25 protein-coding genes and 2 pseudogenes are annotated in these 25,794 nt (G+C 72.5%); 9 read left to right on the top strand and 18 right to left on the bottom strand.

What is annotated here, in order from left to right:
• The first annotated feature begins 365 nt into the window (after nucleotides 1-365).
• Genes Aru02nite_RS34020 through Aru02nite_RS34005 form a run of 4 tightly spaced genes read left to right on the top strand, consistent with a single transcriptional unit; the run spans nucleotide 366 to nucleotide 3,603 of the window.
• Nucleotides 366-1,223 (top strand): transporter substrate-binding domain-containing protein, encoded by an 858-nt coding sequence (locus Aru02nite_RS34020; protein ID WP_203664494.1) that lies wholly within the window; start codon nucleotides 366-368, stop codon nucleotides 1,221-1,223.
• Between the two features lie 6 nt (nucleotides 1,224-1,229).
• Nucleotides 1,230-1,907 (top strand): amino acid ABC transporter permease, encoded by a 678-nt coding sequence (locus Aru02nite_RS34015; RefSeq protein WP_203664492.1) that lies wholly within the window; start codon nucleotides 1,230-1,232, stop codon nucleotides 1,905-1,907.
• Nucleotides 1,904-2,632: an amino acid ABC transporter ATP-binding protein gene (locus Aru02nite_RS34010; protein ID WP_203664490.1), complete on the top strand. Its 729-nt coding sequence runs from the start codon at nucleotides 1,904-1,906 to the stop codon at nucleotides 2,630-2,632. Before Aru02nite_RS34015 ends, Aru02nite_RS34010 begins: the two co-directional genes overlap by 4 nt.
• Nucleotides 2,632-3,603: a dimethylarginine dimethylaminohydrolase family protein gene (locus Aru02nite_RS34005; protein WP_203664488.1), complete on the top strand. Its 972-nt coding sequence runs from the start codon at nucleotides 2,632-2,634 to the stop codon at nucleotides 3,601-3,603. The genes Aru02nite_RS34010 and Aru02nite_RS34005 overlap by 1 nt, the downstream gene beginning before the upstream one ends.
• Before the next feature lie 203 nt (nucleotides 3,604-3,806).
• On the opposite strand, the gene Aru02nite_RS34000 is transcribed toward Aru02nite_RS34005, so the two are convergent.
• Together Aru02nite_RS34000 and lysS are read right to left on the bottom strand one after the other, a co-directional pair.
• On the bottom strand, nucleotides 3,807-4,163 hold the full coding sequence (locus Aru02nite_RS34000; RefSeq protein ID WP_203664486.1) for a histone-like nucleoid-structuring protein Lsr2: 357 nt from the start codon (nucleotides 4,161-4,163) through the stop codon (nucleotides 3,807-3,809).
• Between the two features lie 183 nt (nucleotides 4,164-4,346).
• A complete protein-coding gene (gene lysS, locus Aru02nite_RS33995) occupies nucleotides 4,347-5,858 on the bottom strand; it encodes a lysine--tRNA ligase (protein ID WP_203664484.1) in 1,512 nt (503 codons plus the stop codon).
• Between the two features lie 221 nt (nucleotides 5,859-6,079).
• Between lysS and Aru02nite_RS33990 the strand changes: the two genes are divergently transcribed.
• Nucleotides 6,080-6,820: a class I SAM-dependent methyltransferase gene (locus Aru02nite_RS33990; RefSeq protein WP_203664482.1), complete on the top strand. Its 741-nt coding sequence runs from the start codon at nucleotides 6,080-6,082 to the stop codon at nucleotides 6,818-6,820.
• A gap of 54 nt (nucleotides 6,821-6,874) precedes the next feature.
• Here Aru02nite_RS33990 and Aru02nite_RS33985 read toward each other — a convergent pair whose 3' ends face one another.
• On the bottom strand, nucleotides 6,875-8,311 hold the full coding sequence (locus Aru02nite_RS33985; RefSeq protein WP_203664480.1) for a ketol-acid reductoisomerase: 1,437 nt from the start codon (nucleotides 8,309-8,311) through the stop codon (nucleotides 6,875-6,877).
• Between the two features lie 74 nt (nucleotides 8,312-8,385).
• Between Aru02nite_RS33985 and ilvY the strand changes: the two genes are divergently transcribed.
• Nucleotides 8,386-9,243: an HTH-type transcriptional activator IlvY gene (gene ilvY / locus Aru02nite_RS33980; RefSeq protein WP_203664478.1), complete on the top strand. Its 858-nt coding sequence runs from the start codon at nucleotides 8,386-8,388 to the stop codon at nucleotides 9,241-9,243.
• 51 nt (nucleotides 9,244-9,294) lie between these two features.
• Here ilvY and Aru02nite_RS33975 read toward each other — a convergent pair whose 3' ends face one another.
• The 9 genes and pseudogenes from Aru02nite_RS33975 to Aru02nite_RS33935 form a co-directional block, all read right to left on the bottom strand.
• Nucleotides 9,295-10,761 carry a S53 family peptidase gene (locus Aru02nite_RS33975; protein ID WP_203664476.1) on the bottom strand — a complete coding sequence of 489 codons (1,467 nt, stop codon included), beginning with the start codon at nucleotides 10,759-10,761 and terminating at the stop codon, nucleotides 9,295-9,297.
• A gap of 161 nt (nucleotides 10,762-10,922) precedes the next feature.
• Complete coding sequence (locus Aru02nite_RS33970; protein ID WP_203664475.1) at nucleotides 10,923-11,675, bottom strand: type III pantothenate kinase; 753 nt, start codon at nucleotides 11,673-11,675, stop codon at nucleotides 10,923-10,925.
• An 8-nt stretch (nucleotides 11,676-11,683) separates the two neighbouring features.
• Entirely contained in the window at nucleotides 11,684-12,544 is an 861-nt protein-coding gene (gene nadC, locus Aru02nite_RS33965; RefSeq protein ID WP_203664557.1) for a carboxylating nicotinate-nucleotide diphosphorylase, read from the bottom strand.
• Nucleotides 12,545-12,579: 35 nt separating this feature from the next.
• Nucleotides 12,580-14,244 carry an L-aspartate oxidase gene (locus tag Aru02nite_RS33960; protein ID WP_373325040.1) on the bottom strand — a complete coding sequence of 555 codons (1,665 nt, stop codon included), beginning with the start codon at nucleotides 14,242-14,244 and terminating at the stop codon, nucleotides 12,580-12,582.
• A complete protein-coding gene (panD, locus tag Aru02nite_RS33955) occupies nucleotides 14,241-14,675 on the bottom strand; it encodes an aspartate 1-decarboxylase (protein WP_203664474.1) in 435 nt (144 codons plus the stop codon). Before panD ends, Aru02nite_RS33960 begins: the two co-directional genes overlap by 4 nt.
• 92 nt (nucleotides 14,676-14,767) lie before the next feature.
• Nucleotides 14,768-15,592 (bottom strand): annotated as a pseudogene (panC, locus tag Aru02nite_RS33950) (pantoate--beta-alanine ligase); the annotation flags it as partial.
• Complete coding sequence (locus Aru02nite_RS33945; protein WP_203664472.1) at nucleotides 15,589-16,494, bottom strand: Rossmann-like and DUF2520 domain-containing protein; 906 nt, start codon at nucleotides 16,492-16,494, stop codon at nucleotides 15,589-15,591. The gene Aru02nite_RS33945 and the pseudogene panC, both read right to left, overlap by 4 nt.
• A 120-nt stretch (nucleotides 16,495-16,614) precedes the next feature.
• Nucleotides 16,615-17,277 (bottom strand): response regulator, encoded by a 663-nt coding sequence (locus Aru02nite_RS33940; protein WP_203664471.1) that lies wholly within the window; start codon nucleotides 17,275-17,277, stop codon nucleotides 16,615-16,617.
• Nucleotides 17,274-18,518: a sensor histidine kinase gene (locus Aru02nite_RS33935; RefSeq protein ID WP_239077123.1), complete on the bottom strand. Its 1,245-nt coding sequence runs from the start codon at nucleotides 18,516-18,518 to the stop codon at nucleotides 17,274-17,276. Before Aru02nite_RS33935 ends, Aru02nite_RS33940 begins: the two co-directional genes overlap by 4 nt.
• A 30-nt stretch (nucleotides 18,519-18,548) precedes the next feature.
• Here Aru02nite_RS33935 and Aru02nite_RS33930 point away from each other — a divergent pair, with 30 nt between their 5' ends.
• Nucleotides 18,549-19,505 (top strand): SAM-dependent methyltransferase, encoded by a 957-nt coding sequence (locus tag Aru02nite_RS33930; RefSeq protein ID WP_203664468.1) that lies wholly within the window; start codon nucleotides 18,549-18,551, stop codon nucleotides 19,503-19,505.
• Between the two features lie 77 nt (nucleotides 19,506-19,582).
• On the opposite strand, the gene Aru02nite_RS33925 is transcribed toward Aru02nite_RS33930, so the two are convergent.
• Nucleotides 19,583-19,924, bottom strand: a complete 342-nt coding sequence (locus Aru02nite_RS33925) for a DUF1330 domain-containing protein (protein ID WP_203664466.1) — start codon at nucleotides 19,922-19,924, stop codon at nucleotides 19,583-19,585.
• 121 nt (nucleotides 19,925-20,045) lie between these two features.
• On the opposite strand from Aru02nite_RS33925, the gene Aru02nite_RS33920 reads away from it, so the two are divergent.
• Complete coding sequence (locus Aru02nite_RS33920; RefSeq protein ID WP_203664464.1) at nucleotides 20,046-20,846, top strand: helix-turn-helix domain-containing protein; 801 nt, start codon at nucleotides 20,046-20,048, stop codon at nucleotides 20,844-20,846.
• Between the two features lie 46 nt (nucleotides 20,847-20,892).
• Entirely contained in the window at nucleotides 20,893-22,068 is a 1,176-nt protein-coding gene (locus tag Aru02nite_RS33915; RefSeq protein WP_203664462.1) for an NADH-quinone oxidoreductase subunit D, read from the top strand.
• Nucleotides 22,069-22,075: 7 nt separating this feature from the next.
• Here the strand turns inward: Aru02nite_RS33915 and Aru02nite_RS33910 are convergent, their stop codons facing one another.
• The 5 genes and pseudogenes from Aru02nite_RS33910 to Aru02nite_RS33895 form a co-directional block, all read right to left on the bottom strand.
• A complete protein-coding gene (locus tag Aru02nite_RS33910) occupies nucleotides 22,076-22,783 on the bottom strand; it encodes a hypothetical protein (protein ID WP_203664460.1) in 708 nt (235 codons plus the stop codon).
• Nucleotides 22,784-23,022: 239 nt separating this feature from the next.
• A complete protein-coding gene (locus tag Aru02nite_RS33905; protein ID WP_239077122.1) occupies nucleotides 23,023-24,018 on the bottom strand; it encodes a hypothetical protein in 996 nt (331 codons plus the stop codon).
• A 291-nt stretch (nucleotides 24,019-24,309) separates the two neighbouring features.
• Nucleotides 24,310-24,462: pseudogene (locus tag Aru02nite_RS37680) on the bottom strand (double zinc ribbon domain-containing protein); the annotation flags it as partial.
• Between the two features lie 14 nt (nucleotides 24,463-24,476).
• Nucleotides 24,477-24,935, bottom strand: a complete 459-nt coding sequence (locus tag Aru02nite_RS33900) for a hypothetical protein (protein WP_203664456.1) — start codon at nucleotides 24,933-24,935, stop codon at nucleotides 24,477-24,479.
• Nucleotides 24,935-25,794 (bottom strand): hypothetical protein (locus Aru02nite_RS33895; RefSeq protein ID WP_203664454.1); only part of this gene is annotated, 860 nt, incomplete at its 5' end. The genes Aru02nite_RS33895 and Aru02nite_RS33900, both read right to left, overlap by 1 nt.

Raw genomic sequence — 25,794 nt, 5'->3', positions numbered from 1 at the left:
TGGTGTCCGTGCCATCACTCTATCGCTGGGGGATGACCTTCTCGGGGGCCGGCGGCCTGGTGAGAAGCCGGTGCAGGACCCCATCGACCAGCGCTGGCCGGTCCTTGGTACGCCGATGTGCAGGACGTATGGCTCAACCAGCGTGACGCGCCCGGTGTTCCACCCGCCAGCGCTGTACGCCGAGAGCGAAATCGGCCCGGCGCCGGTACGCGTCGGTTTCGTCCCCGTCGCGCGTCGATCCTCCGGCTTCCGGGCGCCCGGGACGGAGACAGGTGTCACGACGACCCGCCCCGACTTGCCTACTCGATCAACATGAACTTGACTGCATTCTTATTCACACCCCCCGACACCCCCCGAGGTCCCCCGTGCTGAAGAGAGTCGCCGCCGTACTCGGCTGCCTGCTCGCCGTGTCCCTGGCCACCTCGGCCTGCTCGATCCGTACGACGAGCGGGTCGGACGACTCCGCGGGCGGCGGCGGACGGTTGCCGGCGTCCAGCATCGCCGCCGCCAAGTCGCGCGGCACGCTCATCGTGGGCACCGCGCCCGGCTACCTCCCGTTCGACATGAAGGACACCAAGGGCACCTTCATCGGGTACGACATGGACCTCGCGCGGGCGATGGCGAAGTCGATGGGCGTCAAGATCCAGTTCAAGCAGTACGACTTCGCGGCGTTGATCCCGGCGCTCAAGCAGGGGTCGGTGGACGTGGCGATCGCCGGGTTCACGATCACCGGCGAGCGGGCCCTGGAGATCAGCTTCAGCCAGCCGTACTACGCGGCCGGCCAGTCGATGCTCGTACCGTCGTCGGACGGCAGTACGAAGTCGTGGCGGGACCTGGACAAGGCGGGCAAGCGGATCGGCGTCTCGCAGGGTACGACCGGCGCGATGCTGGCGCACAAGCTGTTCAGGCACGCCACCGTGGCCGACTACGAGAACCTGCCCGGTTCGACGCTGGCGTTGACGCAGAAGAAGGTCGACGCGGTCATCTACGACGAGCCCGGCCTGCGCATCTACGCCAAGCAGAACCCGTCCGCGGTCCGCGGAATCTGGGACCGCATCTCCACCGAGAACCTCGGCATCGTACTCAAGCACAACGACGTCGCCAGCGTGCAGTGGGTGAACTCGTTCCTCGACTCGTACCTGGACTCGGGTGACGAGAAGGCGTCGCGGCAGAAGTGGTTCGACTCGGTGGCCTGGTTCGACCAGGTACAGAAGCAGAAGTAGCCGCCGATGCCGCACTTCGAGATCGTCATCGACACCGAACTGATCCGGCAGACCTGGAAGCTGTTCGCCGCCGGGTTGTGGGTCACGCTGCGGGTGTCGTTCTTCGCGCTGCTCATCGCCGTACCGCTGGGTGTGCTGCTCGGGCTCGGCCGGGTCGCCCGCAACCGGGTCGTGCGCGCGGTGTGCACGGCGTACGTGGAGTTCGTGCGGGGCATCCCGCTGATCGTGCTGATCCTCTGGATCTACTTCGGCGTCGGGAACCTGGTGCCGCTGGGCGGCGAGGAGCCGGCCGCGATCTACACGCTGGGGCTGTTCTCCGCCGCGTTCGTCGCCGAGATCGTGCGTTCCGGCATCCAGGCCGTACCGCGCGGCCAGGCCGAGGCGGCCCGCTCGTCCGGCATGACGTACCTCCAGTCGATGCGGTACGTGGTGCTGCCGCAGGCGCTGCGGACCACGCTGCCGCCGCTGGCCAGCCAGTTCATCCTGCTGATCAAGGACTCGTCGCTGGTCTCGATCATCTCCGTGAACGACCTGACCCTGGTGGCGAAGAACCTGGTCGCGAGTACCGCCAAGTCGATGGAGATCTACACCGCGCTGGCCGTGCTGTACTTCGCGCTCACGTTCGTGCTGGCGCGGCTGGTCCGGGTGCTGGAGAAGCGGTTCGCGCAGGGAGGGCACACGTGATCACCGTCAAGGGCGTCAGCAAGAGCTTCGGCAAGCACACGGTGCTGAGCGACATCGACCTGGAGGTACCGGAGTCGCAGACGTACGCGCTGATCGGGCCGTCCGGGGCGGGCAAGAGCACGCTGATCCGTACGCTCAACGCGCTGGAGGGCATCGACGACGGCGAGATCACCGTCGACGGCGTACCGGTGCACGGCAAGCGGACCGACCTGAACGACCTGCGCAGCCGGATCGGCTTCGTCTTCCAGTCCTTCAACCTGTACCCGCACCTCACCGCGCGGCAGAACGTCTCGCTCGCGCCCCGCAAGGTACGCGGGAGGTCGAGGGCCGAGGCCGACGAACGCAGCGCCGAACTGCTGTCGTCGCTGGGCCTCGGCGACAAGCTCGACGCGTACCCGGGGCAGCTGTCCGGCGGTCAGCAGCAGCGCGTGGCCATCGCCCGCTCGCTCGCGATGGACCCGACCGTGATGCTGTTCGACGAGCCGACCTCCGCGCTCGACCCCGAAATGATCAAGGAGGTACTGGACGCGATCCGGCGCCTCGCCGACACCGGCATGACGATGGTGATCGTCACGCACGAGATGGGCTTCGCCCGCGAGGTGTGCGACGCCGTCGTGTTCATGGCCGACGGCCGGATCGTCGAGGTCGCGCCGCCCGACCAGTTCTTCACCGCACCGGGCTCGGACCGGGCCCGCGACTTCCTCGGAAAGGTACTGAACCACTGATGGCACAGCAGGACACGGGCCGCGCGACCCCGGGAGTACAGGGGGAACGGTGGTTTCCGGACGAGACGCCGTTCGCCGCCGAGCTGGCCGACCTCTGGGGCGACTGGTACTGCGACTCGGAGTGCGGCACGCTGCGCTCCGTACTGCTGCACCGGCCGGGCCACGAGGTCGAGGGCATCGGCCCGGAGAACTTCGCCGAGTACCGGTTCCGGGCGCCGTTCGACGCGGAGGCGGCGCGGGCCGAGCAGGACGCGCTGGCCGACCTGTACCGGGCGAACGGCGTCGAGGTGCACTACGTCCAGGGCCAGCGCTGCGACCGCCCCAACGCCATGTACCTGCGGGACCTGGTGCTGATGACCCCCGAGGGCGCCATCGTGTGCCGCCCCGCCATCCCCGCCCGGCGCGGCGAGGAACGCGCCGTCGCGGCCACCCTCGCCCAGCTCGGCGTACCGATCCTCAAGACCGTCAACGCCGACGGGTACTTCGAGGGCGCCTGCGCCATGTGGCTCGACCGGGACACCGTGGTCCTCGGCCACGGCAGCCGCTCCAACGACGCCGGCTGCGCCCAGGTCGAGCGCGAACTGCGCGGCATCGGCGTGTCCACGATCATCCACACCCAGATCCCGTACGGCTCGATCCACCTCGACGGGTTCCTGAACGTCGTCGACCGCGACACCGTGATCGCCTTCCCCTGGCACCTCGCGTACGACTGCGCGAAGGCGATGACCGACCGCGGCTTCCGGATCCTGGAGGCGACCGACATCGACGAGGTGAAGGGCGGCATGGCGCTCAACGGCGTCGCCCTCGCGCCCGGCAAGGTCGTCATGCCCGCCGGCAACCCGAACACCCGCGAGCTGCTGGAGTCCGCCGGCGTCGAGGTACGGGAACTGCCGATGGACCACGTGATGGCCGGCTGGGGTTCCATCCACTGCCAGACCGCGTTCCTGCGCCGCGACCCCATCACCCGCTGACCCTGGTACGCCCGGCCCGGGTGGTGGCGCGCCCCGGTCGGCGTGGCTGCCGCGTACGGAGACGGCGAAGGCGCGTACGGAGACGGCGAAGGCGCCGGAGGTGGACACCTCCGGCGCCTTTCGTTCGCGCTGCCTGCGGGTCGTCGCCGGGGCGCGACCGGCGTCGACGACCGCACCCGCGCTTTCCGCGGGACTTCCGGCAATCAGCGACCGGCTTCCGCATGGTAACGCTCGACGATATCCGCGGAAATACGTCCGCGGTCCGAGATTTCCAGACCCTGACGCTTCGCCCACTCTCGGATGGCGCGATTCTGCTCACGGTCGCTCGCGGCGGACGACCCACCACGATTACGCGGGGCGGCGGCACCGCGGGCGGCCGCGGCACGCCCGGTCTTGCGGGCCACACCCACGTATTTGGCCAGCGTGTCGCGCAACGCCCGGGCATTGTCGCCGGAAAGGTCGATCTCGTAGTTCGTGCCGTCCAGACCGAACTTCACCGTCTCCTCGGCGTCCCCTCCGTCCAGGTCGTCGACGAGGAGCACCTGTACCTTCTGCGCCACAGCGCGATCCCTTCTGGTGGCCGGCTTACCGATGAAAAACAATAACTCATCGGCTCGGCGAATAGTCGGTGCGGCCCGAAAACGCGCGTCGTGTCGCGGCGCCTTCTCGTACCACGGATGCTTTACGCCCGGGCCGCACACAATGACCGGTTCGGCGCACCGGGATCGGTAGCCGCCCGACTACTACTCGGGACGGACGAGCGGGAACAGGATCGTCTCGCGGATACCGAGACCGGTGAGCGCCATCAGCAGCCGGTCAATCCCCATTCCCACCCCACCCGACGGCGGCATCCCGTATTCGAGGGCGCGCAGGAAGTCCTCGTCGAGCTGCATCGCCTCGGGGTCGCCCTTGGCGGCGAGCAGGGACTGCTGGGTCAGGCGTTCCCGCTGGATGACGGGGTCGACGAGCTCCGAGTACCCGGTGCCCAGCTCGAATCCCTGTACGTAAAGGTCCCACTTCTCGACGACGCCCGGCTCGGACCGGTGCGGCCGTACGAGTGGGGAGGTCTCGACCGGGTAGTCGCGCACGAACGTCGGCGCGACGAGACGATCCGCGACCAACTCGTCGAACAGCTCCTCGGCCAGCTTTCCGGCACCCCATGCCGGATCCACGGCGATATCGTGCGCGGCCGCGTGCGCGGCGAGCCGCTCGTACGGCGTGGCCGGGGTGATCTCGTCGCCGAGTGCGTCGGAGATCGCGCCGTAGAGGGTGATCTGGCGCCATTCGCCACCGAGGTCGTACTCTCCGCCGTCGGCGTGGGTGACAACGGTCGTTCCGTGTACCGCGAGAGCGGCGCGGATCACGAGGTCGCGGGTCAGTTCCGCGACGGTGTCATAGTTCCCATAAGCCTCATAGAACTCCAACATCGCGAACTCCGGGGAGTGCGAGGAGTCGACTCCCTCGTTCCGGAAGTTGCGGTTGATCTCGAACACCTTCTCGATTCCACCGACGGCCGCGCGCTTGAGATACAACTCCGGCGCGATACGCAGGTAGAGATCGATGTCGAGCGCATTCGAGTGCGTCACAAAGGGTCGCGCGGTGGCGCCGCCGTGCAACGGTTGCAGCATCGGGGTCTCCACCTCGATGAATCCGCGGTCGTGCAACGTGTCGCGCAGGCTGCGCACCACGTTCGCGCGGGTGCGTACCGTTTCCCGGGCCTGCGGGCGGACGATCAGGTCCACGTAACGCTGGCGTACGCGGGCCTCCTCGGACAACGGCTTGTGCGCGACCGGAAGCGGGCGCAGCGCCTTCGACGTGACCGCCCAGCTGTCCGCGAACACCGACAGTTCGCCGCGCCGGCTGGTGATCACCTCGCCCTCGACGCCGACGTGGTCGCCGAGGTCGACGAGCTTCTTCCAGTCCTCCAACGACTCCTTGCCGACCTGCGCGGCGGACAGCATCGCCTGCAACTCGGTGCCGTCGCCGGCGCGCAGCGTGGCGAAACACAGCTTTCCGGTGTTGCGTACGAAGATCACGCGGCCGGCGACCGCGACCCGGTCACCCGTACTCGTGTCCGGCGGCAGGTCGCCGTACTTCGCGCGCAGCTCGGCGAGGGTCGCCGTACGCGGGAAGCCGAGCGGGTACGGCTCGATCCCGTCGGCCAGCATCTTCGCCCGCTTCTCCCGGCGTACCCGGAGCTGCTCCGGAAGGTCGTCGCCCGAATCGTCTGTACTGACCGGCTGCTCGGTACTCACGGCTACTCTCTGTCTCTGCTGGAATCTGGCCTGCTGGCATCTGGAGAGGGTCGTGGGTGCCGGCCGATTCGCCGCACCGCCACGCGACCCTGGTACAGACAGCCAGCGTAACGAGGGGGCCGGTCGGCGCGGCGCACCGGTGTGGAGATCGCGTGGCGGGAACGGTCGGATCCGTGGCGGGCCGCGGCGTTCCGCACCACGCCGGGAGTAGCTTCGCCGGCATGGACACCGACGAGTGGAACGCGAACCGACTGTCGTTCGGCCCCGCCGCCGACCTGTACGACCGGATCCGCCCGACGTACCCGCCGGCCGCGGTGTCGTGGGCGCTCGGTGAGGCACCGCTGCGGGTGGTGGACCTGGGCGCCGGTACGGGCAAGCTGACCCGGTTGCTCGCCGCCGCCGGCCACGACGTCGTCGCGGTCGAGCCCGACGAGGGCATGCTGGCCCGGCTCTCCGCCGTACTGCCCGGGGTGAGCGCGCACGTCGGGTCCGCCGAGTCCGTGCCCGTACCGGACGCCAGCGTGGACGCGGTGGTGGCCGGGCAGGCGTACCACTGGTTCGACCGGGAGCGGGCGCATCCGGAGATCGCCCGGGTGCTGCGGCCCGGCGGGGTGTTCGTGCCGATCTGGAACCGTCGCGACGAGGACGTGCCGTGGGTCGCCGCGCTCACCGCGATCCTCGGCGAGCACGACGGGAGTACCGAGGCGTCGGCGCCGACGCTGCCGGCCGAGCTGTTCGGGCCCGTCGAGGCGGCCGAGTTCGGGCACACCACGCCGATGACCGCGGACGGGCTCGTCGACCTCGTCCGCTCCCGGTCGTACTACCTGACCGCGACGCCCGAGCACCGCGCCGAACTGGAGGGCGGCGTCCGCGAGCTGTGCTCGACGCACCCGCAGCTGCGCGGGCGCGCCGAGTTCGAGCTGCCGTACCGGACGTTCGTGTACCGGGCGGCACGGCGCTGAACCGACGCCGTGGCCGGCGGCGGCAGTCCGGGGACACGGTGCCCCGGCGCGGGGTCAGACGGAGATGTCCACGGGCGGGCGCAGCGGCGCGAGCCGGGCCAGTACGTCGTGCACCGGGTGGTCGAGGAACGCGTCGACCGGCGCCGGGTCCGGCGTACCGTCCGCGGCCGGGTAGACGACCTGGTCGAGCGCCGCGGCGAACCGGGGCCCCCACTTGCGGGCGCCGAGCCGGGCGGTGACCGAGCAGTTGTCCACCATGTACGACACGTCCCGCGCCCGCATGTACGGCAGCAGCGAGTCGACCGCCTCGATGACCGACTCGTTCACGATCTCGGACCACGGGTGGCCGTGCGCGGCGAGCACGTCCACCTGCGCCACCATCGCCGCCACGAACACGCCCGCGGTGAACGGATCCGTAAGGCCGGTCGCGGCGCGTTCCCCCGTCCACATCGCCGATCCGCTGACCGGGGCGAGCGGCGTGCGGGCGAGCCGGCGGCTGTTGAGGACCACGCTGCGCAGCTCGTTGCCGTCGGCGACCTCGTCGTAGATCTCCTCGACCAGATCGCGGCACGGCCGGTACGACGCGGCGTACGCCCGGTCGAAGTCGGCGCGCTCCGGCCCGCTCAGCCCGTCGCGTACGGCGCGCAGGCCGGCCCGGGAGATGGTGCGGGCGACCGGATCCGTCACCGTCGCGCACGCCCGGTCGTACGCCTCGGGCGGGGTGGCGCCCGCGGTCCGGTACCGCTGGTAGAGGCTCTCGACGATGCCGTGGACGCCGCCGAGCAGGATCGCGCGCTCGCCGACGATGTCGGACAGCCGCTCGTCGTCCAGCGTCGTCCGGAACGTGTACGGCGAGCCGATCGCGATCGACCACGCGAGCGCCCGGTCCACGGCGTACCCGTCGTGGTCGGCGGCGACGGCGAAGCTGGCGTTGATGCCGGCGCCGTCGACGTCCGCGCCCTGCCGGTAGAGGCGGCGCAGCGAGTCGCCCATTCCCTTGGGGCACACGGCGATCACGGAGATTCCGGCCGGCCAGTCGAGGCCCTCGTTGGCCAGGTGGCCGGCGAGGAAGCCGTGCGACAGCCCGAGGGTCGCGCCGGGCCGCAGCGCGGCGAAGATCTCGGCGCGGTGCGCGACCTGCGCCGCGTCGGACACCAGCAGCAGGACGAGGTCGCTGGTGGCGGCCACGTCGAGCCAGTCGCCGAGCGTACCGTCGGCGCGGTGGAAGCCGTGCGCCTCGGCGTCGGCGGCCGACGACGACCCGGGGCGCAGCCCGACGGTGACCGTGATTCCGGTGTCCGCCAACGAATCCCGCAGGTTCAGCGCCTGCGCCCGGCCCTGCGGTCCCCAGCCGAGCACCCCGATCCGGCGTACCCCGGCGAACGCCCGCGGCAGCGCGCCGAACAGGTGCCGGCCGCCGCGGACGATGTGTTCGGTGGTGCCGGCGAGTTCGATGGTCTCGACGTCGAAGACGTCCGAGGTGAAGGTCATGCACCGGTTCTACGGCCCCGGCGTACATTGCAGCAAGCGCAAGGTACGCAACGGACCGTTTCAGGAAGCGAAACATGGACAGCCATCGGGACCTGCACCTGTTCCTGCACCTCGCCCGCACCCTCAACTTCGGCCGTACGTCCGGGGACCGGCACGTCAGCGCGGCGACGCTGACCCGGGTCGTACAACGGCTGGAGGCGCAGGCGGGCGAGCGGCTGCTGGACCGCGGACCGCGGGGCGTCGCGCTCACCGAGGCCGGACACCGCTTCCGCCGGTACGCCGAGGACGCGCTGCGGTTGTGGGACGAGTACCGGCGGGAGGGTGGTGAGCCGGCGGAACTGACCGGGCGGCTCACCGTGTTCGCGACGGTGACCGCGTGCCAGGCGCTGCTGCCGGACCTGCTGGCACCGTTCCGCGCGGCGTACCCGGGGGTCGAGCTGGAGGTGCGGACGGGACTGGCGGCGGAGGCGATCGCCCGGGTCGACGAGGGCTCGGTGGACCTCGCCGTGGCGGCCCTGCCGGAGCGCGTACCGGGCGCGCTGGTGAGCCGGCACCTGACGAGTACGCCGCTGGTGTTCATCGCCGCGAAGGACGCCGCCGTGCCGCGGATCGGCGCCGACACCCCGCTCGTCCTGCCGCGGGCCGGGCTCGCGCGTACCGCGGCGGACCGGTGGCTGCGCCGCCGCGGCGTCACCCCGGCCGCGGTGTCCGAAGTGGACGGTCATGAGGCGCTGCTGGCGATGGTGGCGCTCGGCTGCGGCGTGGGCGTCGTACCGCGGCTGGTCCTGGACACCAGCGCGCTCGCCGGCCGGCTCGTGCCCGTACCGGTGCGGCCGGCGCTCACCCCGTTCCGGATCGGGCTCTGCGTACGCCGGGACCAGCTGCGCACACCGCTCGTCGCGGCCGTCTGGTCCGTCCTGACCCGGCGCTGAACACGACGACGGGGGCACGCCCAGGCGTACCCCCGTCGTTCGGTGCGCGGGTCAGAAGGCGCCGGTGCCCTTCGGCGTACCCAGGCCGGTCGGGCCGTCGTAGCCCTTGCCGGCGGTGCACAGGTAGTTTCCGCACTTGCCGTTGCTGCCGCTCGTCACGTCGTTCAGCGACGAGGCGTGCGAGTACGGGTAGGACGGGTCGATCGAGGCGGTGTTCCCGGCCAGCGCGTACACGCTGGCGATGATCGGGGAGGAGGCGCTGGTGCCGCCCACCTGCACCCAACCGTCCGCGCCCTGCGCCAGGCCGAGGCCCAGCAGCACGTCGCAGAGCGGCCCGCCACCACAGCTGTTGTACGTGTCGTACACGGCGACGCCGGTGGTCGGGTCGGCCACCGCGGACACGTCCGCGATGCTGCGCTTGCCGCAGCCGGTGTCCTTCTGCCAGGACGGCTTCGACTCCTGCACCGAGCACCCCGAGCCGGCACCCGACCACGCGGTCTCCGAGTACCCGCGGGCGCTGCTGTCGGCCTTCAGGCTCGTCCCGCCGACGGCGGTGACGTGGTTGGACGCGGCCGGCCAGAGCACGCCGTACCCGGAGTCGCCGGAGCTGGCGGTGATCGCGATCCCCGGGTGGTCGAAGTACTTGTCGGCCGGCAGGGTCGTGTCGTCCTCCGAACCGCCCCAGCTGTTGGAGATGGCGACGACGCCGGGGGTGTTGGCCGCGGTGTTCTCCGCCGCGCCCAGGTCCTCGGTGGTCGGGCCGTCCGCCTCGACGAGCAGGATGTGGCAGGTCGGGCAGACCGCCGAGACCATGTCCAGGTCCAGCGAGATCTCCTCGGCCCAGCCGTAGTCGGCGGCCGGCAGCGGCGACGCCGCGCCCTTCTGGTTGACCTTCTTGAAGCAGCCGTTCGCCGTGGTGCACGCCGGCAGGCCGTACGCCTTCCGGTACGCGCCGAGGTCGGCCTCGGCGGTGGGCGCGTCGTTCGAGTCGACGATGGCGACCGTACGGCCGTTGCCGTTCGTACCGGCCAGGCCGTACGCCTTGACCAGCTGGGCCGGCGTCAGGCCGGACGAGGTCGGGCTGCCGGTCGTCTTCGGCGCGACCGCCTTGCCGTTCACCGTCTTGAACGTGCGCGGCGCGAACTTGCCGAGGCAGGCCACGTCACCGGCGCTCGCCGTCGCGCAGCCGAACGACCGTACGCCGACGGTCTTGGTGCCGGTGACCCGCTTCGGCGTCGCCGGGCGGGACTTCGTGGTCGCGGCCGGCGGCTTCGGCGCCGCGGGCTTGCTGCTGCCGCCGGTCGCCGGCGCCGACGGTACGTGGACCTTGCCGACGCACGGGATCTCGCCCGGCTTCACCGGCGCGCACCCGTACGAGTGGTGAGCGGTGGTGGAGCCGCCGAGCAGGGACGACGCGCTGGCCGCCTGGGCCGGCGCCAGTGCGAGGCCGGTCAGGGCGACCGCCGAACCGACGGCGAGCAGCACCCGGACCGGGCGTGGTGGAGGGGTACGTTGCATCCGGTCTCCTTACGAGTCGGATCAACCAGGAGGGGTAGGCGGATCCGGAAGTGGCGTACGACACGTGCGCCATGATCGTAAAGACGGCAATCGCCCAAAATCAATGCGTTGCGGCCGGATACATGCTCCCGTACCAGGCATGCGGTGGAAACCGTACGGTGTCAGGCGTTCCTGGCGTACACCAGGCGCAGGCCGATGAGCGTCAGGTGCGGCTCGTGGTGCGTGACCGTGCGGCACTCGCCGATGATCAACGGCGCGAGCCCGCCGGTGGCGACCACCGCGCGCAGGCCGCCCAGCTCGGCGGAGATCCGGCCGACGATCCCGTCCACCTGGCCGGCGAAGCCGTACACGATGCCGCTCTGGAGCGCCTCGACCGTACTCTTGCCGATCGGGTGCGGCGGCCGCGTCAGCTCGACCTTCACCAGCTGCGCGGCGCGGGCGGCGAGCGCGTCCGCGGAGATCTCGACGCCCGGCGCGAGCGCCCCGCCGAGGAACCCGCCGCTCGCGCTGACCACGTCGAAGCTGGTCGAGGTACCGAAGTCGACGACGACGGCGGGCCCGCCGTACAGGCTGTGCGCGGCGAGCGTGTTCATCACCCGGTCCGTACCGACCTCGCGCGGGTTGTGGTACGTCAGCTGCACGCCGGTGCGGACGCCCGGCTCCACGACGACCACCGGCACGTCCGGGTAGTACCCGGCGAACATGAGGCGCAGCTCGTGCAGGACCGCCGGAACCGTGGAGCAGGCGGCGATCCCGGTGATCGGCCGCCCGTCCAGCAGCCCGCGGAACGTCAGGGCCAGCTCGTCGGCCGTGGCGCGACCGTCGGTCCTGATCCGCCACGACCGCGTCAGCTTCTCGCCGTCGAACGTGGCGAGCACGGTGTTGGTGTTCCCGACGTCGATGCAGAGCAGCACGCCAGCTCCTAGTGGTGTCGGCGCAGGTCGAGCGCGATGTCGAGGATCGGCGACGAGTGGGTCAGCCCACCCACCGACAGGTACTGCACGCCGGTCGCGCCGTACTCCGCGGCCCGCTCCAGCGTCAGGTTGCCGGTCGCCTCCAGCTCGGCCCGGCCGCCGACCGCGGCCACCACCTCGCGCAGCAGCCCCGGGGACATGTTGTCGCACAACAGGAACGTGGCGCCGGCGGTCACCGCCTCCACCGCCTCGTCCACCGTCGTCACCTCGACCTGCACCGGTACGTCCGGGAACCGCTCGCGCACCCGCTCGTACGCGGCGGTCACGGAGCCGGCGGCGGCGACGTGGTTGTCCTTGATCATCGCCACGTCGTACAGGCCCATGCGCTTGTTGGTGCCACCCCCGACCCGCACCGCGTACTTCTCCAGGAAGCGCAGGCCCGGGGTGGTCTTGCGGGTGTCCAGCACGGTCGCGCCGGTACCGGCGAGCGCGTCGGCCCAGCGGCGGGTGTGCGTGGCGACGCCGCTGGCGCGGCACAGCAGGTTCAGCGCGGTACGTTCGGCGGTGAGCAGATCCCTTGTCGGGCCGGCGATGTCGGCCAGCACGTCGCCCCGGCGTACGGCGGTGCCGTCGGTGACGCGGGCCTGGAAGCTCGTCGTACCACCGGATGTCAGGTCGAACACGGCCGCGGCGACCGGCAGCCCGGCGACCACGCCGTCCGCGCGGGCCACCAGCTCGGCGACGTCGGTCTGCCCGGCCGGGATCGTCGCCACGCTCGTCACGTCGAGCCCGTCCGGCCCCAGGTCCTCGGCCAGCGCCCCGCGTACGGTGGCGGAGACCTGGTCGGGGTCGAGCCCCGCCGCGGCCACGAAGTCCACAATGGACTGTCCAAGTACGACGGTGGTCACGGGCGGATCCCTTCGAAGGTCTCGGTGAGCGTGCCGGCCGGGTCGATCGTGGCGACCAGGTGGCCCAGCCAGGCGTCGTCCGCGTCGGCGAAGTCCTCGCGCCAGTGGCAGCCCCGGGTCTCGCGCCGCCCGGACGCGGCGGCGACCAGCGCGCCGGCCAGCGTCACCAGGTTCGTCGCCTCCCACGCGGCCGTACCGGCGGGGGCCCGGGTCGCGGCCAGCTCGACCAGCCGGTCCCCCGTCTCCCGCAACGACTCCGCACTCCGCAGTACGCCGGCGCCGCGGGACATCGCCCGCTGGAGCGGCTCCCGTACCGCCGGGTCGACCGCCCACTGTGGACGGTCGAGCTGCACCGGGTCCGCCTGCGGCGGCAGGTCCCGGGCCAGCTCGCCGGCGATCCGGGCGGAGAACACCAGGCCCTCCAGCAACGAGTTCGACGCGAGCCGGTTCGCACCGTGTACGCCCGTGCAGGCCACCTCACCGCACGCGTACAGCCCCGGTACCGACGTACGCCCGGTCAGGTCCGTACGGACGCCGCCGCTGGCGTAGTGCGCGGCGGGGGCGACCGGGATCGGGTCGGTCACCGGGTCGACACCCGCCTCCCGGCAGCGCGCCGTGATCGTCGGGAACCGCTGCTCCAGCATCTCCCGGCCCAGGTGCCGGGCGTCCAGGCGTACGTGGTCGGTGCCCTCGGCGAGCATCGTGCGCATGATGCCCTTCGCGACGACGTCGCGCGGGGCCAGCTCGGCCAGCTCGTGCCGGCCCACCATGAACCGGCGGCCCGCCGCGTCCACCAGGTGACCGCCCTCGCCGCGCAGCGCCTCCGACACCAGCGGCTGCTGCTCCAGCCCCGCCCCCGGCAGGTACAGCGCGGTCGGGTGGAACTGCATGAACTCCAGGTCCGTGACCGCCGCGCCGGCGCGCAGCGCGAGCCCCACCCCGTCGCCGGTGGAGACCACCGGGTTCGTCGTCGTCGCGAAGACCTGCCCCATCCCGCCGGTGGCCAGCACGACCGCGCGGGCCAGGATCGCGCCCACCCCGTCCGGGCTGCCCTCGTCGAGTACGTGCAGGGTCACGCCGCAGGCGCGCCCGGTCGCGTCCGTCAACAGGTCCAGCACCAGCGCGTGCTCGACCAACTTGATCCACGGATCCCGCCGTACGGCGGCGTGCAGGGCGCGCTGCACCTCCGCGCCGGTGGCGTCGCCGCCCGCGTGCACGATGCGGTTCGCGTGGTGACCGCCCTCCCGGGTCAGTGCCAGCGTGCCGTCCGGGTTGCGGTCGAAGTCCGCGCCGAACCGGATCAGCTCGCGCACCCGCGCCGGACCCTCGCGTACGAGCACGTCGACGGCGGCCGGGTCGCAGAGCCCGACGCCGGCCACCCGGGTGTCGCCGGCGTGCGCGGCCGGGGTGTCGTGCGGGTCGAGGACGGCGGCGATGCCGCCCTGCGCCCACCGGGTCGACCCGTCGTCGATGTTCACCTTGGTCACCACGGTGACCCGCAGACCGGCCTCGCGCGCGTGCAGCGCCGCGGTCAACCCGGCCACCCCGGAACCGACCACGCACACGTCGGTCTCGTCGGTCCAGCCCGGCGCGCCCGCCGCCAACCGGCCCGGTACTGCCAGCCGCAGCGCCGGACGCTCCAGTACGTCGTCGACGCTCACCGGGCGTCCGCCGCGGCCACCAGGTTTCCGGGCACCGGGTCGCCGACCACGCCGGGCGGTGCGGCGGCCGGGTCGGAGCCCAGCTCGATCACCCGGTTGCGGGCGTCCACGTGCACCACGCGCGGCTCGTACGAGCGGGCCTCGGCGTCGGTCATCGCCGCGTACGACATGATGATGACGAGGTCGTCGGGGTGGACGAGATGCGCTGCGGCGCCGTTGATCCCGATGACGCCGGAGCCGGCCGGGCCGGGGATCACGTACGTCTCCAGCCGCGCGCCGTTCGTGATGTCCACAATGGACACCTGCTCGCCCGCCAGCAGGTCCGCCGCCGCGAGCAGGTCGGCGTCGATCGTCACCGAGCCCACGTAGTGCAGGTCCGCCTGCGTCACCGTGGCCCGGTGGATCTTGGACTTGAGCATCGTACGGAACATCGGTCTCCTCACGAGGCGACGGACGGCCCGGCCGGTACGCCGGCCGCCGCGTCACCGCCAGTCGTCGGTACGGCCGGGTCGTGTCCGACCGTCACCGCCATGTTGTCGATCAGCCGGGTCGTGCCGACCCGGGCCGCGACGAGCAACCGCCCCGGCCCGCGCGCCGGTGCCGGGCCGAGATCCGGGTCGGTGAGCACCAGGTAGTCCAGCTCCACCGCCCCGTCGAGTACGGAACGGGCGGCGGCGAGCGCGGCGTCCGGCCCGTGCGCGGCGGCCCGCGCGCCCGCGAACAGCGCCGCCGAGAGCGCCAGCGCCGCCGTACGCTCCATAGTGGACAGATAGCCGTTGCGGCTGGACCGGGCCAGCCCGTCCGGCTCCCGGATCGTCGGCACGCCAACGATCTCCACCGCCGCGCCGTCCGTCCGCACGGTCAGGTCCCGCACCATCCGCCGCACCAGCGCGAGCTGCTGGTAGTCCTTCTCCCCGAAGTACGCCCGGTGCGGGCGGGTCAGGTGCAGCAGCTTCAGCACGACCGTGAGCACGCCGTCGAAGAAACCGGGGCGGCTCGCGCCCTCCAGCTCCCGGCCCAGCGGCCCCGGGTTCACCCGCACCGCGGGCAGCCCGCCCGGGTACACGGTGTCGACGGTCGGCGCGAAGACCGCGTCGACGCCGGCCGCCTCGCACAGCGCCAGGTCGGCGTCGAGCGTACGCGGATAGCGGTCGAGGTCCTCGGAAGGCCCGAACTGCAACGGATTCACGAAGATCGTGACGAGCACGGCGTCGCAGGACCCGCGCGCCGCGGCGATCAGCGCGCGGTGCCCGTCGTGCAGTGCGCCCATCGTCATCACCACACCGACCACACCGGACAGTCCACTTCGGACGGTGTGCAGTTCGGCCTCGTCGCGCGCCAGGATCATGAGCTCGCCCGATCGGGTCGTTCGGCCAGGACACCGAGCAGCGGTTCGGCCGCCGTCGCCGACAACCGGCCCGCCGCGATCGCCCGGTCCGCCGTACGCCGGGCCAGCGCCAGGTACGCCGCGACGGACTCCGGTGCCGCGCCGGCGATCGCGTCCAGGTGGCGCTGCACCGTACCGGCGTCGCCGCGGGAGACGGGCCCGGTCAGCGCCGCGTCACCGAGCCGCAGGGTGTTGTCCAGCGCGGCGGACAGCAACGGCGCGACCATCCGCTCCGGGTGCACCACGCCGGCCTGGCGCAACAGGTACACGGCCTCGTTGACGAGGGTGACGAGATGGTTGGCGCCGTGCGCGAGGGCCGCGTGGTAGAGCGGCCGGTCGGCCTCCTCGACCCACTGCGGCTCGCCGCCCATCTCCAGCACCAGCACCTCGGCCGCGGGCCGCAGCTCCGGCGGCGACGTCACCCCGAACGACACGCCCGCCAGCCGGTCCACGTCCTCCGGCCGGCCCGTGAACGTCATCGCCGGGTGCAGCGCCATCGGCAGCCCACCGCGCCGCAGCGCCGGCTCCAGCACACCGATCCCGTACGCCCCGCTGGGGTGCACGACGATCTGCCCCGGCCGGATCGCGCCGGTCGACGCCAGCCCCTCGACCAGCCCGCCCAGCACGTCGTCCGGTACGCCGAGCAGCAGCAGGTCGCAGCGCGCCGCGACCTCGTCCGCCGGCAGCAGCGGGACGTCGGGCAGCAGCCGGCCGGCCCGTTCGCGGGACGCGGACGACACCCCGGTCGCACCGACGATCGAATGGCCCGCGCGGCGCAACGCGGCGCCCAGCACGGAACCCACCCGGCCGGCGCCGACCACGCCGACCGCCAGCCGCCCCGGCCGGTCCTCCGGCCGGGTCACCGCCCGCTCCGGGCGGAAAACACTGTGTTCATGCTCGTTGATCCAGTCCACTGCGTCGGGTACCGGTCACGGCCAAGTATCGCCCGCCGGGCGGTGGACGGACACAGCTTGTGGCAACGTTCACCGGCCGGGCCGGACCAGCCCCGTCTCGTACGCGAGGACGACGGCCTGGACCCGGTCGCGCAGGTCCAGCTTCGTCAGGATCCGGCCGACGTGCGTCTTCACGGTGGCCTCGGCCACGACCAGGCGGGCGGCGATCTCGGCGTTCGACAGGCCCTCGGCGAGCAGCAGCAGGACCTCCCGCTCGCGGTCGGTCAGCGCGTCCAGCCGGGTGTCGGGCGTCACCGGGGCGGACAGCTGCCCGGCGAACCGGTCCAGCAGCCGCCGGGTGACGCTCGGCGCGACCACCGAGTCGCCGGACGCGACGACCCGGATCGCGGTCAGCAGCTCCTCCGGCGGCACGTTCTTCAGCAGGAACCCGCTGGCCCCGGCGTTCAGCGCGGCGAACGCGTCCGCGTCGGTGTCGAACGTCGTCAGCACCAGTACGCGGGGCGCGCCGGGGCCGGTGGCGACCAGCCGCCTGGTCGCCTCCACGCCGTCCATCAGCGGCATCCGGATGTCCATCACCACCACGTCCGCCGCGGTACGCGACAGCAGGGTCAGCGCCTCGGCGCCGTCGCCGGCCTCCCCGACGACCTCGATGTCCGACTGCGCGCCGAGCACCATCCGGAAGCCGGCCCGGACCAGCGACTGGTCGTCCACCAGTACCACCCGGATCGTCACGCATCCTCCTCGTTCGCCCGGTCGACCGTATCCGCCGCCGTGTCCGGCCCGGCCAGCGGGATCGTCGCCGCCACCCGCCAGCCGCCGCCCGTCCGCGGCCCCGCCACGAACTCCCCGCCGTACACGGCGACGCGCTCGCGCATGCCCAGCAGGCCGTGCCCGCCGGGCAGCGGCCGCTCCGCGAACCCGTTGCGGCCCGCGCCGTCGTCCACGACCTCCAGCACCACGACCTCCTCCGCGTACGTCACGGTCACGGTCACCGCGGTCCCCACGCCGGCGTGCTTGAGCACGTTCGTCAGCGCCTCCTGCACGATCCGGTACCCGGCGAGGTCGACGCTGCCGGGCAGCTCCCGCACCGGGCCGACCCGCCGTACCGTCACGGCCACGCCGGCGGAGTCGAACCGGTCGGTCAGCTCCGTCAGCCGCCCGACGCCGACCCGCCGCCGCTCCGGCTCCCCGCCCGGCTCCGGCACCGTGGCGTCCGGTGGCTCACCGGCGGCGGGGCCGCGGAGTACGGCGACCAGGCGGCGCATGTCGGCGAGCGCCTCCCGGCCCGTCGCCGCCACCGTACGGACGGCGTCCTTCGCCGTCGCCGGGTCGCCGTCCATCGCGTACGACGCGCCGTCGGCCTGCACGATCATCACGGCCAGGCTGTGCGCCACCACGTCGTGCAGCTCGCGGGCGATCCGGCCGCGCTCGTCGGCGACCGCGAGCCGGGCCCGCTGGTCGCGTTCCCGTTCGGCGGTGGCGGCCCGGTCCTCCAGGCTCCGCACGTACAGCCGGCGGGTCCGCATCACGAGCGCGACCAGCCAGAACGGTGCCGCGGTGACGACGAGCGTCGCGGCCCGCTGGTACCAGGGGGCGGCGGTCTCGTCGCCGACCACGCCGTGCAGCACGCAGCCGGCGACGACCGTGCCGGCCGCCACCCACGCCCACAGCATCCGGTCCGCGTACTTCACCACCGTGTACATCGCGAACAGCACGGCCACGTCGTACGGGAAGGCGCGGTGTTCGGTGAGCACCTGGACCAGCCCGAGCAGGCACACCACCGCGAACACCGGTACCGGCCAGCGCCGGCGGACCACGACCGCGGCGGCCGTGAGTACGCCGAGGGCGACGGCCAGGCGCTCGCCGGACAGCGCCGGCACCAGGGCGAGCACGCCGAGCAGGCCGGCCGCGCACACGTCGAAGACCACCGACTTCAGCGGCAGCCGGAACAGCCGACGGATCGCAGCCCACACAGCGGTAACCGTACGTGGCAGGGTGGATGGATGCTCCGGTGGCGCGACGCGATGCACGAGGCCCTGTACGGTCCGGGCGGCTTCTTCGTCACCGCCCCGCCGTCGGCACATTTCCGTACCAGCGCGCAGACCGTACCGATGGCGCGGGCGGTGCTACGGCTGCTCGCCCACCTCGACACCGCCCTCGGTACGCCGGGGCAACTCGACGTGGTGGACGTCGGCGCCGGCGGCGGTGAGCTGTTGACCGCGCTGGCCGCGGGCGCGCCGGACGAGCTGGCCGGGCGGCTCCGGCTGGTCGGCGTCGACCTGGCGCCGCGGCCGCCGACGCTGCCGTCCGCCGTCGACTGGCGCCCGGACGTACCGGCGGGGCTGACCGGGTTGCTGCTCGCCACCGAATGGCTCGACAACGTGCCGCTGGACGTGGCGGAGCGCGACGCCGACGGCACCGTACGGCTGGTGCTGGTGGATCCGGCGACCGGCGCCGAGGCCCCGGGGCCGCCGGTCGACGGGCGGGACGCGGCGTGGCTCGCCGACTGGTGGCCGCTGGACCGGCCCGGCACCCGCGCCGAGATCGGCTGGCCGCGCGACGACGCCTGGGCCGCCGCGGTCGGCGCCGTCACCCGCGGGCTCGCCCTCGCCGTCGACTACGGCCACCGCCGCGACGGCCGGCCCCCGCTCGGCACGCTCACCGGATACCGGCAGGGTCGCCAGGTCCCGCCCGTACCGGACGGGTCGACGGACCTGACCGCGCACGTCGCCTGGGATCCCCTGGTACGCCCCGGCACCGTGCTGCGGTCCCAGCGCGACGCGCTGCGCGCGCTCGGCGTCACGGGAGTCCGGCCGCCGCTGTCCGCGGCGGACACCGACCCGCTCGGGTACCTGCGGGACCTGGCCGCCGCCACGCACGCGGCCGAGCTCACCGACCCGACCGGACTCGGCGGCCACACCTGGCTGTACCAACCGGTCGGGGTCGAGCTGTCACCGTGACGCCCACGTGCCCGGGTCGTACGCGGCGGAGGTGGCGAGGACCCGGCCGGGAGCCTGCTGTCCGTGCGACGCGCGGGTCAGGACGCGGCGCGCATCCCAGTGGCCATCCCGCCCGAGTCGTGGTCCGCCGGTACGCCCTCCACCAGCAGGATGTCGCCGCCGATGTGGTCGCTCCGCAGCCGCTTGATCGCCTGGTACGCCGGCGAGTCGTACCAGTCGCGGGCGTGCTGGATGGTCGGGAAGCCGATCAGGACCATGTCGCCCGACCAGCCGCCCTCCCGTACGTCCACCGGCGCGCCGTGGATCAGGAACCGCCCACCGAACGGGTCGAGCGTCCCCTGGATCCGCTCCAGGTACTCGAACACCTCCGGATGCACCTTTCCCGGCGTGTTCAGTCGGCCGAACGCGAACCCGGTCATCTCGTACTCCTGTGTCAACAGCGGTCCGGTACGCCGACGATCGTCGCCGCTCCGCCCGCGTGACGTCGATGACCTCGGAGGTCATCGCATAGGCGGCCACCCCTCGCCTAGCGTTGGCCGCATGACCGTGATCGACAGGCCGCTGCCCGTGGGATCCCTGCTGCGCGAGTGGCGGCAGCGCCGCCGACTGAGCCAGCTCGAACTCTCCCTGGAGGCCGACGTGTCCACCCGCCACCTCAGCTACGTGGAGACCGGCCGGTCCCGGCCCACCAGCCAGATGATCCTCAAGCTGGCCGACCGCCTCGACGTACCGCTGCGTGAGCGCAACGCGCTGCTGCTCGCCGGCGGGTACGCCCCGGCGTACCCGGAGCACGGGCTGGACTCGCCCGACCTGGCCGCCGTCTGCGAAGCCCTCCGCCAGGTACTCGCCGGGCACGAGCCGTACCCGGCGGTCGTGGTGGACCGGTCCTGGACGCTCGTCGACGCCAACGCGGCGATCGGCGTGCTCACCGAAGGCGCCGCCCCGCACCTGCTCGAACCCCCGGCGAACGTGCTCCGGCTGGCACTGCACCCGGACGGTCTCGCCCCGCGTACCGCGAACCTGGGGCAGTGGCGGGCGCACCTGCTGCACCGGCTGCGGCACCAGGCCGAGGCCACCGCCGACGTCGGCCTCGCCGAGCTGTACCGCGAGTTGGCCGACTACCCGTGCGACGACCCGCAGCCCGTCGTCGACCTGCCCGGCCAGGGCAGCAGCATCGTCGTCCCGCTGCGCTACCGGTACCAGGGCACCGAACTGTCGTTCTTCTCCACGACCGCCGTGTTCGGCACCCCGCTCGACGTCACCGTCGCCGAGCTCGCCATCGAGTCGTTCTACCCCGCCGACCGCGCCACCGCCGAGTTCCTCCGCCGCCGCGCCGGCTGACGGGTTGCCCGCGGTACGCGGAGCCGCGGGGTGGGAGGATGCGGGCATGAGGTCCAGCGACACGTCGCGCGAGCTGGTCGTCGGGATGGGCTCCGGGGTCGAGCAGCTCACCGACCCCGAGCTGGCCACCGCCGACATGGTGCTCAACATCGGCCCGCAACACCCGTCCACCCACGGCGTACTCCGGCTGCGGCTCACCCTCGACGGCGAGCGCGTCAAGGCCGCCGAACCGATCATCGGGTACATGCACCGCGGCGCCGAGAAGCTGTTCGAGGTGCGCGACTACCGGCAGATCATCGTGCTCGCCAACCGGCACGACTGGCTGTCCGCGTTCAGCAACGAACTCGGCGTCGTACTCGCCGTCGAACGGCTCATGGGCATGGCCGTACCGGACCGGGCGGTGTGGCTGCGCACCCTGCTCGCCGAGCTCAACCGGGTACTCAACCACCTGATGTTCCTCGGCTCGTACCCGCTGGAGATCGGCGCCATCACGCCGATGTTCTACGCGTTCCGGGAACGCGAGGTCCTGCAGACCGTCATGGAGGAGGTCGCCGGCGGCCGCATGCACTTCATGTTCAACCGCGTCGGCGGCCTCAAGGAGGAGGTGCCCGCCGGCTGGACCGGACGCTGCCGCCAGGCCATCGCGGAAGTACGCCGGCGGCTGCCCGACCTCGACAACATCATCCACCGCAACGAGATCTTCCTCGCCCGTACCGTCGGCGTCGGCGTGCTGAGCGCCGAGAAGGCCGCCGCGTACGGGGTGTCTGGGCCCGTCGCGCGCGCCTCCGGCCTCGACTTCGACCTCCGCCGCGACGAGCCCTACCTCGCGTACGGCCAGCTCGACGTGCCCGTCGTCACCCGTACCGCCGGCGACTGCCACGCCCGGTTCGAGTGCCTGCTCGACCAGGTGCACGTGTCGCTCGACCTCGCCGACCGCTGCCTCACCGAGGTCGACCGCACCACCGGCCCCGTCAACGTACGGCTGCCCAAGGTGGTCAAGGCCCCCGAGGGCCACACGTACGCCTGGACCGAGAACCCGCTCGGCGTCAACGGCTACTACCTCGTCTCCCGCGGCGAGAAGACACCGTGGCGACTCAAGCTGCGCACCGCCTCGTACGCCAACATCCAGGCGCTGTGCACCCTGCTGCCCGGCTGCCTGGTCCCCGACCTGATCGCCATCCTCGGCTCGATGTTCTTCGTCGTCGGCGACATCGACAAGTAGCCCTGGGTCAGTCCTCCGCGCGGTGCCGGGCGCGCCGCCGTGGCTTCGACGCGGGCGCGGGTGCCGGCGCCGGTGCGGGTGCCGGGGACGGCGCGGGCGCGGGTGCCGGTTCCGGGGCCGGCGCGGGATCGTCGCCGCGCAGGCCCGCCCACGGGTCGGGCCGGGATGCGCTGTCCCGCAACGGATCCACCGGCCGCGCCCCGCCCATGCTGTCCCGCATCGGGTCCACCGGGCGAGGTCCGCCCATGCTGTCCCGCATCGGATCCCTCGGGCGTACACCCGGGCGCGCGCCACCCATACTGTCCCGCATCGGGTCCGCGGGCCGTACGGCAGGCGGGGCGGCCTCGCCGGCACGCGACCCGGCCGTACGCGCGGCCACGGCTTCGGCGGGCACCCGGGAGACCTGCCCGGCCAGCTGGTCGACCTGCTCCTGGAGCGCCGCCAGCTCCGCGTGCGTACCGTGGTTGACGCGTTGCAGCGCGGTCGTCATCGCCGTACCCAGCTCGGTACGCAGCGCCTCGACCTCGGCGAGCACGTTCTCCTGGAGTTCGAGACGGGTGCCCTCGTCGTCGCGCCGCAGCACGACGGACAGGCCGATCAGGACCGTGCCGAGCAGGGCGAGCAGTGCGGCGCCGCGCAGCGGCCCGCCACCGTGGGCGAACCAGATGCCGAGTCCGGCGACCGGGGTGAGCATCACGCCCGACCAGAACAACACGCTCGGTAGCCGACCGCGGCGAGTCCGGCGGCCCCGGCTGGCTGATGCGGTACTGGCGGTCATGTCCACCGAGGCTACCGATGCGCGTTCGCGACGGGAAAGCCCGGGCGGCCGGACATTCGGCGTACCACGCGGAATATCCTGCCAGCCCGGGCTATGCCGATGATCACCATGTCACCGACCCGCCACGTACCGCACACTTCGCACGGACAGTACATCGATGGCGGACGATGCGTTGCTCAGTAGCCGGACGGCTGCCAGGCGATCTGGCCGTGCTTCACCGTGACCGTGCCGTCGACCTGGATGTCCACCGTCTGGTGATCCTTCGCCGGCTTCCCGTCGTACCCCTTGTACGTGTACGTGACGTCGGCGGTGCCGCTCTCCGTGGTACTCGTGGACACCCCGCCCTCGTCCTGCGCGATCTCGAACGTCGGGTACTTCGTGATCGTCCACTGCACGTGGTCGGCGTCGTAGTAGCTGTAGTAGCTGAACGGGCAACCGTCCGGGTCCAGCGTCGTCGCCTGCGCGCACCGGTCGAGCAGCGTACGCACCGCGCGGTCGACCGCGTCGTGCGCGGACTCCTTCACCGACACCGCCAGTTGCACGGTCGGCGCGTCACCGGCATCCTCCGACGACCCCGCGTCGACCGCCACCGTCCGCGCCGGCGCGGCGAGCAGCGGGTTCGGCCCCACACCCACCCGGTGGCTGCCTGGGAACACCGGCACCGTGACCCCCGAGCCGTACCCGTCGGAAGACCCGGACACCGACACGCCGTCGACCGTCACCGTCGACAACCCCGGCGCCACCACCATCAGTGACCCCGACCCCTGCGACACGTGCCAACCGTGGAACAGCAGCCAACTCTTCCGGTCGTCCCGCTGCACCGCCACCGACACCCGCCGCGTACGCCCGGCCAGCCGGAAACTCACCCGCGCCGACGCCGAATGGTCCCGCACCGTCACCGCACCGATCGACACGTCCGTCGGCGGCTCGTACCCGGATCCCTTACGCAGCGCGCCACTCCGCATCGTCGGCGGCGGCGTGCCCTCGTTCCCCGACGCCCGCCACGCCCCCGCCGCGTCCCGCGCACCCAGCGCCGAGAAGTACGCCGACACGGCCGACTTCGGGCTGAACGCGAGCGACTGCACCACGTACAACCCGCCCACGAGTACCACCAGCGCCACGGCCGCCGCGCCGATCCCGAGCAGCAGCCCCTTCGGCGCCCGCCCGGACACCTCGACCGCGGCCGGCGCCGGCGGCCCTCCTTGTACCGCTACGGATCCGGGCGCCGGCACCCCGGGCGCGGTTCCTCCCGGCAGGTTTCCCCCAGCCGGCGTGGCCCCGGGCAGGGTTCCGCCAGGCGTGGTGGTCGCGGACGCGGTTCCCCCGGACGCTGTTGCCCCGGACGCTGTCGCGTCGGGAACCCTCGCGCCGGGCGGGGTTCCTGCTGGCGTGGCGGCATCAGGTACGGCCGGGGATGCCGCGGCAGTCGCGGGTGCGCCGACCACGGCGCGCCTACCCAGGGGTGTGCCGCACGCCGAGCAGAACCGCGCGTGCGCCGCGGTCGGCTCGCCGCAGGACGGGCAGGCCGCGCCACCGGTCTCCTCCGGCACCGGCCGGCCGCACCGCAGACAACCCGGCATCCCCGGCATCAACACGGTCCGGCAGTGCGCGCACATCGCCTGGTGGACCATCAGTCCTCTCCCGCCTCCGCCTCGAACTCCCGCCGCATCGCCCGATCCACGAAATCCTCGGTACGCCGGCGCCGGTCACGCGCGATCGCCTGCCGGTGCCGTACCGGGGGCTCGTGCGAACAGGTCGCCAGCTCACGCCACGCCGACGCGGCATGCCGAAGCTCGCTGTGCCACCGGACCGCGTCCGCCGGGCTCGCCTGACCCGTCTGCGTCCAGCGGTGCCAGTACCAGAAGAGCTTCAGCTCGGCGGCCAGCCCGGTGTGCGCCGGCCAGCACGGCGGCAGCAACACCCACGGCGCGTACGCCGACTCCAGCCACGCCACCCACTCGGCGAACCGCGCCCAGCTCTTCCGGTACAGCTCGTCGCCGTGCCGGTCCCAGACCCACGGCCGCGGCTTCTGCTTCTGCACCGGCTGCCCCGGCTCCCGGCCCGGCGCCGGCTTCTCCGACTCCGCCATCACTCCGCTTCCCTGTCCGGCTGGGCGCCCTGGTCTCCGCCGGAACCCGCCTCGCCGCTCTCACCGGACATCGAGTCGTCCACCTCGGCGTCGTCCGCGGCAGCCTGCTGCTCGTACCGGTCGCCGCCGGCCTCCTCGGTCCCGGCGCCCTCGGTCCCAGCGCCTTCGACACCCTCGGTTCCGGCGCCTTCCGCCCCCTCGGTACCGGCGCCCTCGGTCCCGACGCCTTCCGCGCCCTCGGTACCGGCGCCCTCGGTCTCGGCCTCTTCCGATCCGGCGCGCTCAGCTCCCGGAGTCTCCGTACCCTCGGACCCGGCGCCCTCGGATTCGGTGCCCTGCTCGGCGTCGTCATCGTCGGGCTCGTAGCCGGAACCGCCTTCCATCGACGACGACACGTCATCGTCGTCCGCGGCGGCGTGATCCTCGTACCCGTCGTCGCCCGCCTCATGCACGGACTCCGACTGCTGGTCCGCGACCGGTTCCTCACCGGCCTCCTGCGCGGACTCCTGCTCGGAACTCTGCCCGGCCCCAGACTCCTGATCCTGGCTCGGATCGCTGGTCGGATCGTCACTCGGGTCGTTGTTCGGATCCTCGCTCGGATCGCCACTCGGGTCCTGACCCGGATCGCTACTAGGATCCTGACTCGGATCGTCGCCCGGATCCTGGCTCGGGTCGCTGCTCGGATCTGCGCTCGGATCTGCGCTCGGATCGCCACTCGGATCGTCGCCCGGATCGTGGCTCGGGTCGTCGGTCGGATCGTCGCTCGGATCCTGACTCGGATCGCCGCTCGGGTCACTGCTCGGATCTGCGCTCGGATCGCTACTCGGATCCTGACTCGGATCGTCGCTCGGGTCCCGAC

The organism is Actinocatenispora rupis (genome assembly GCF_016861975.1).
Taxonomy (GTDB): Bacteria; Actinomycetota; Actinomycetes; order Mycobacteriales; family Micromonosporaceae; genus Actinocatenispora; species Actinocatenispora rupis.
Note: the sequence above shows the minus strand (reverse complement) of the source record. Positions and strands in the feature narration are given on the sequence as shown.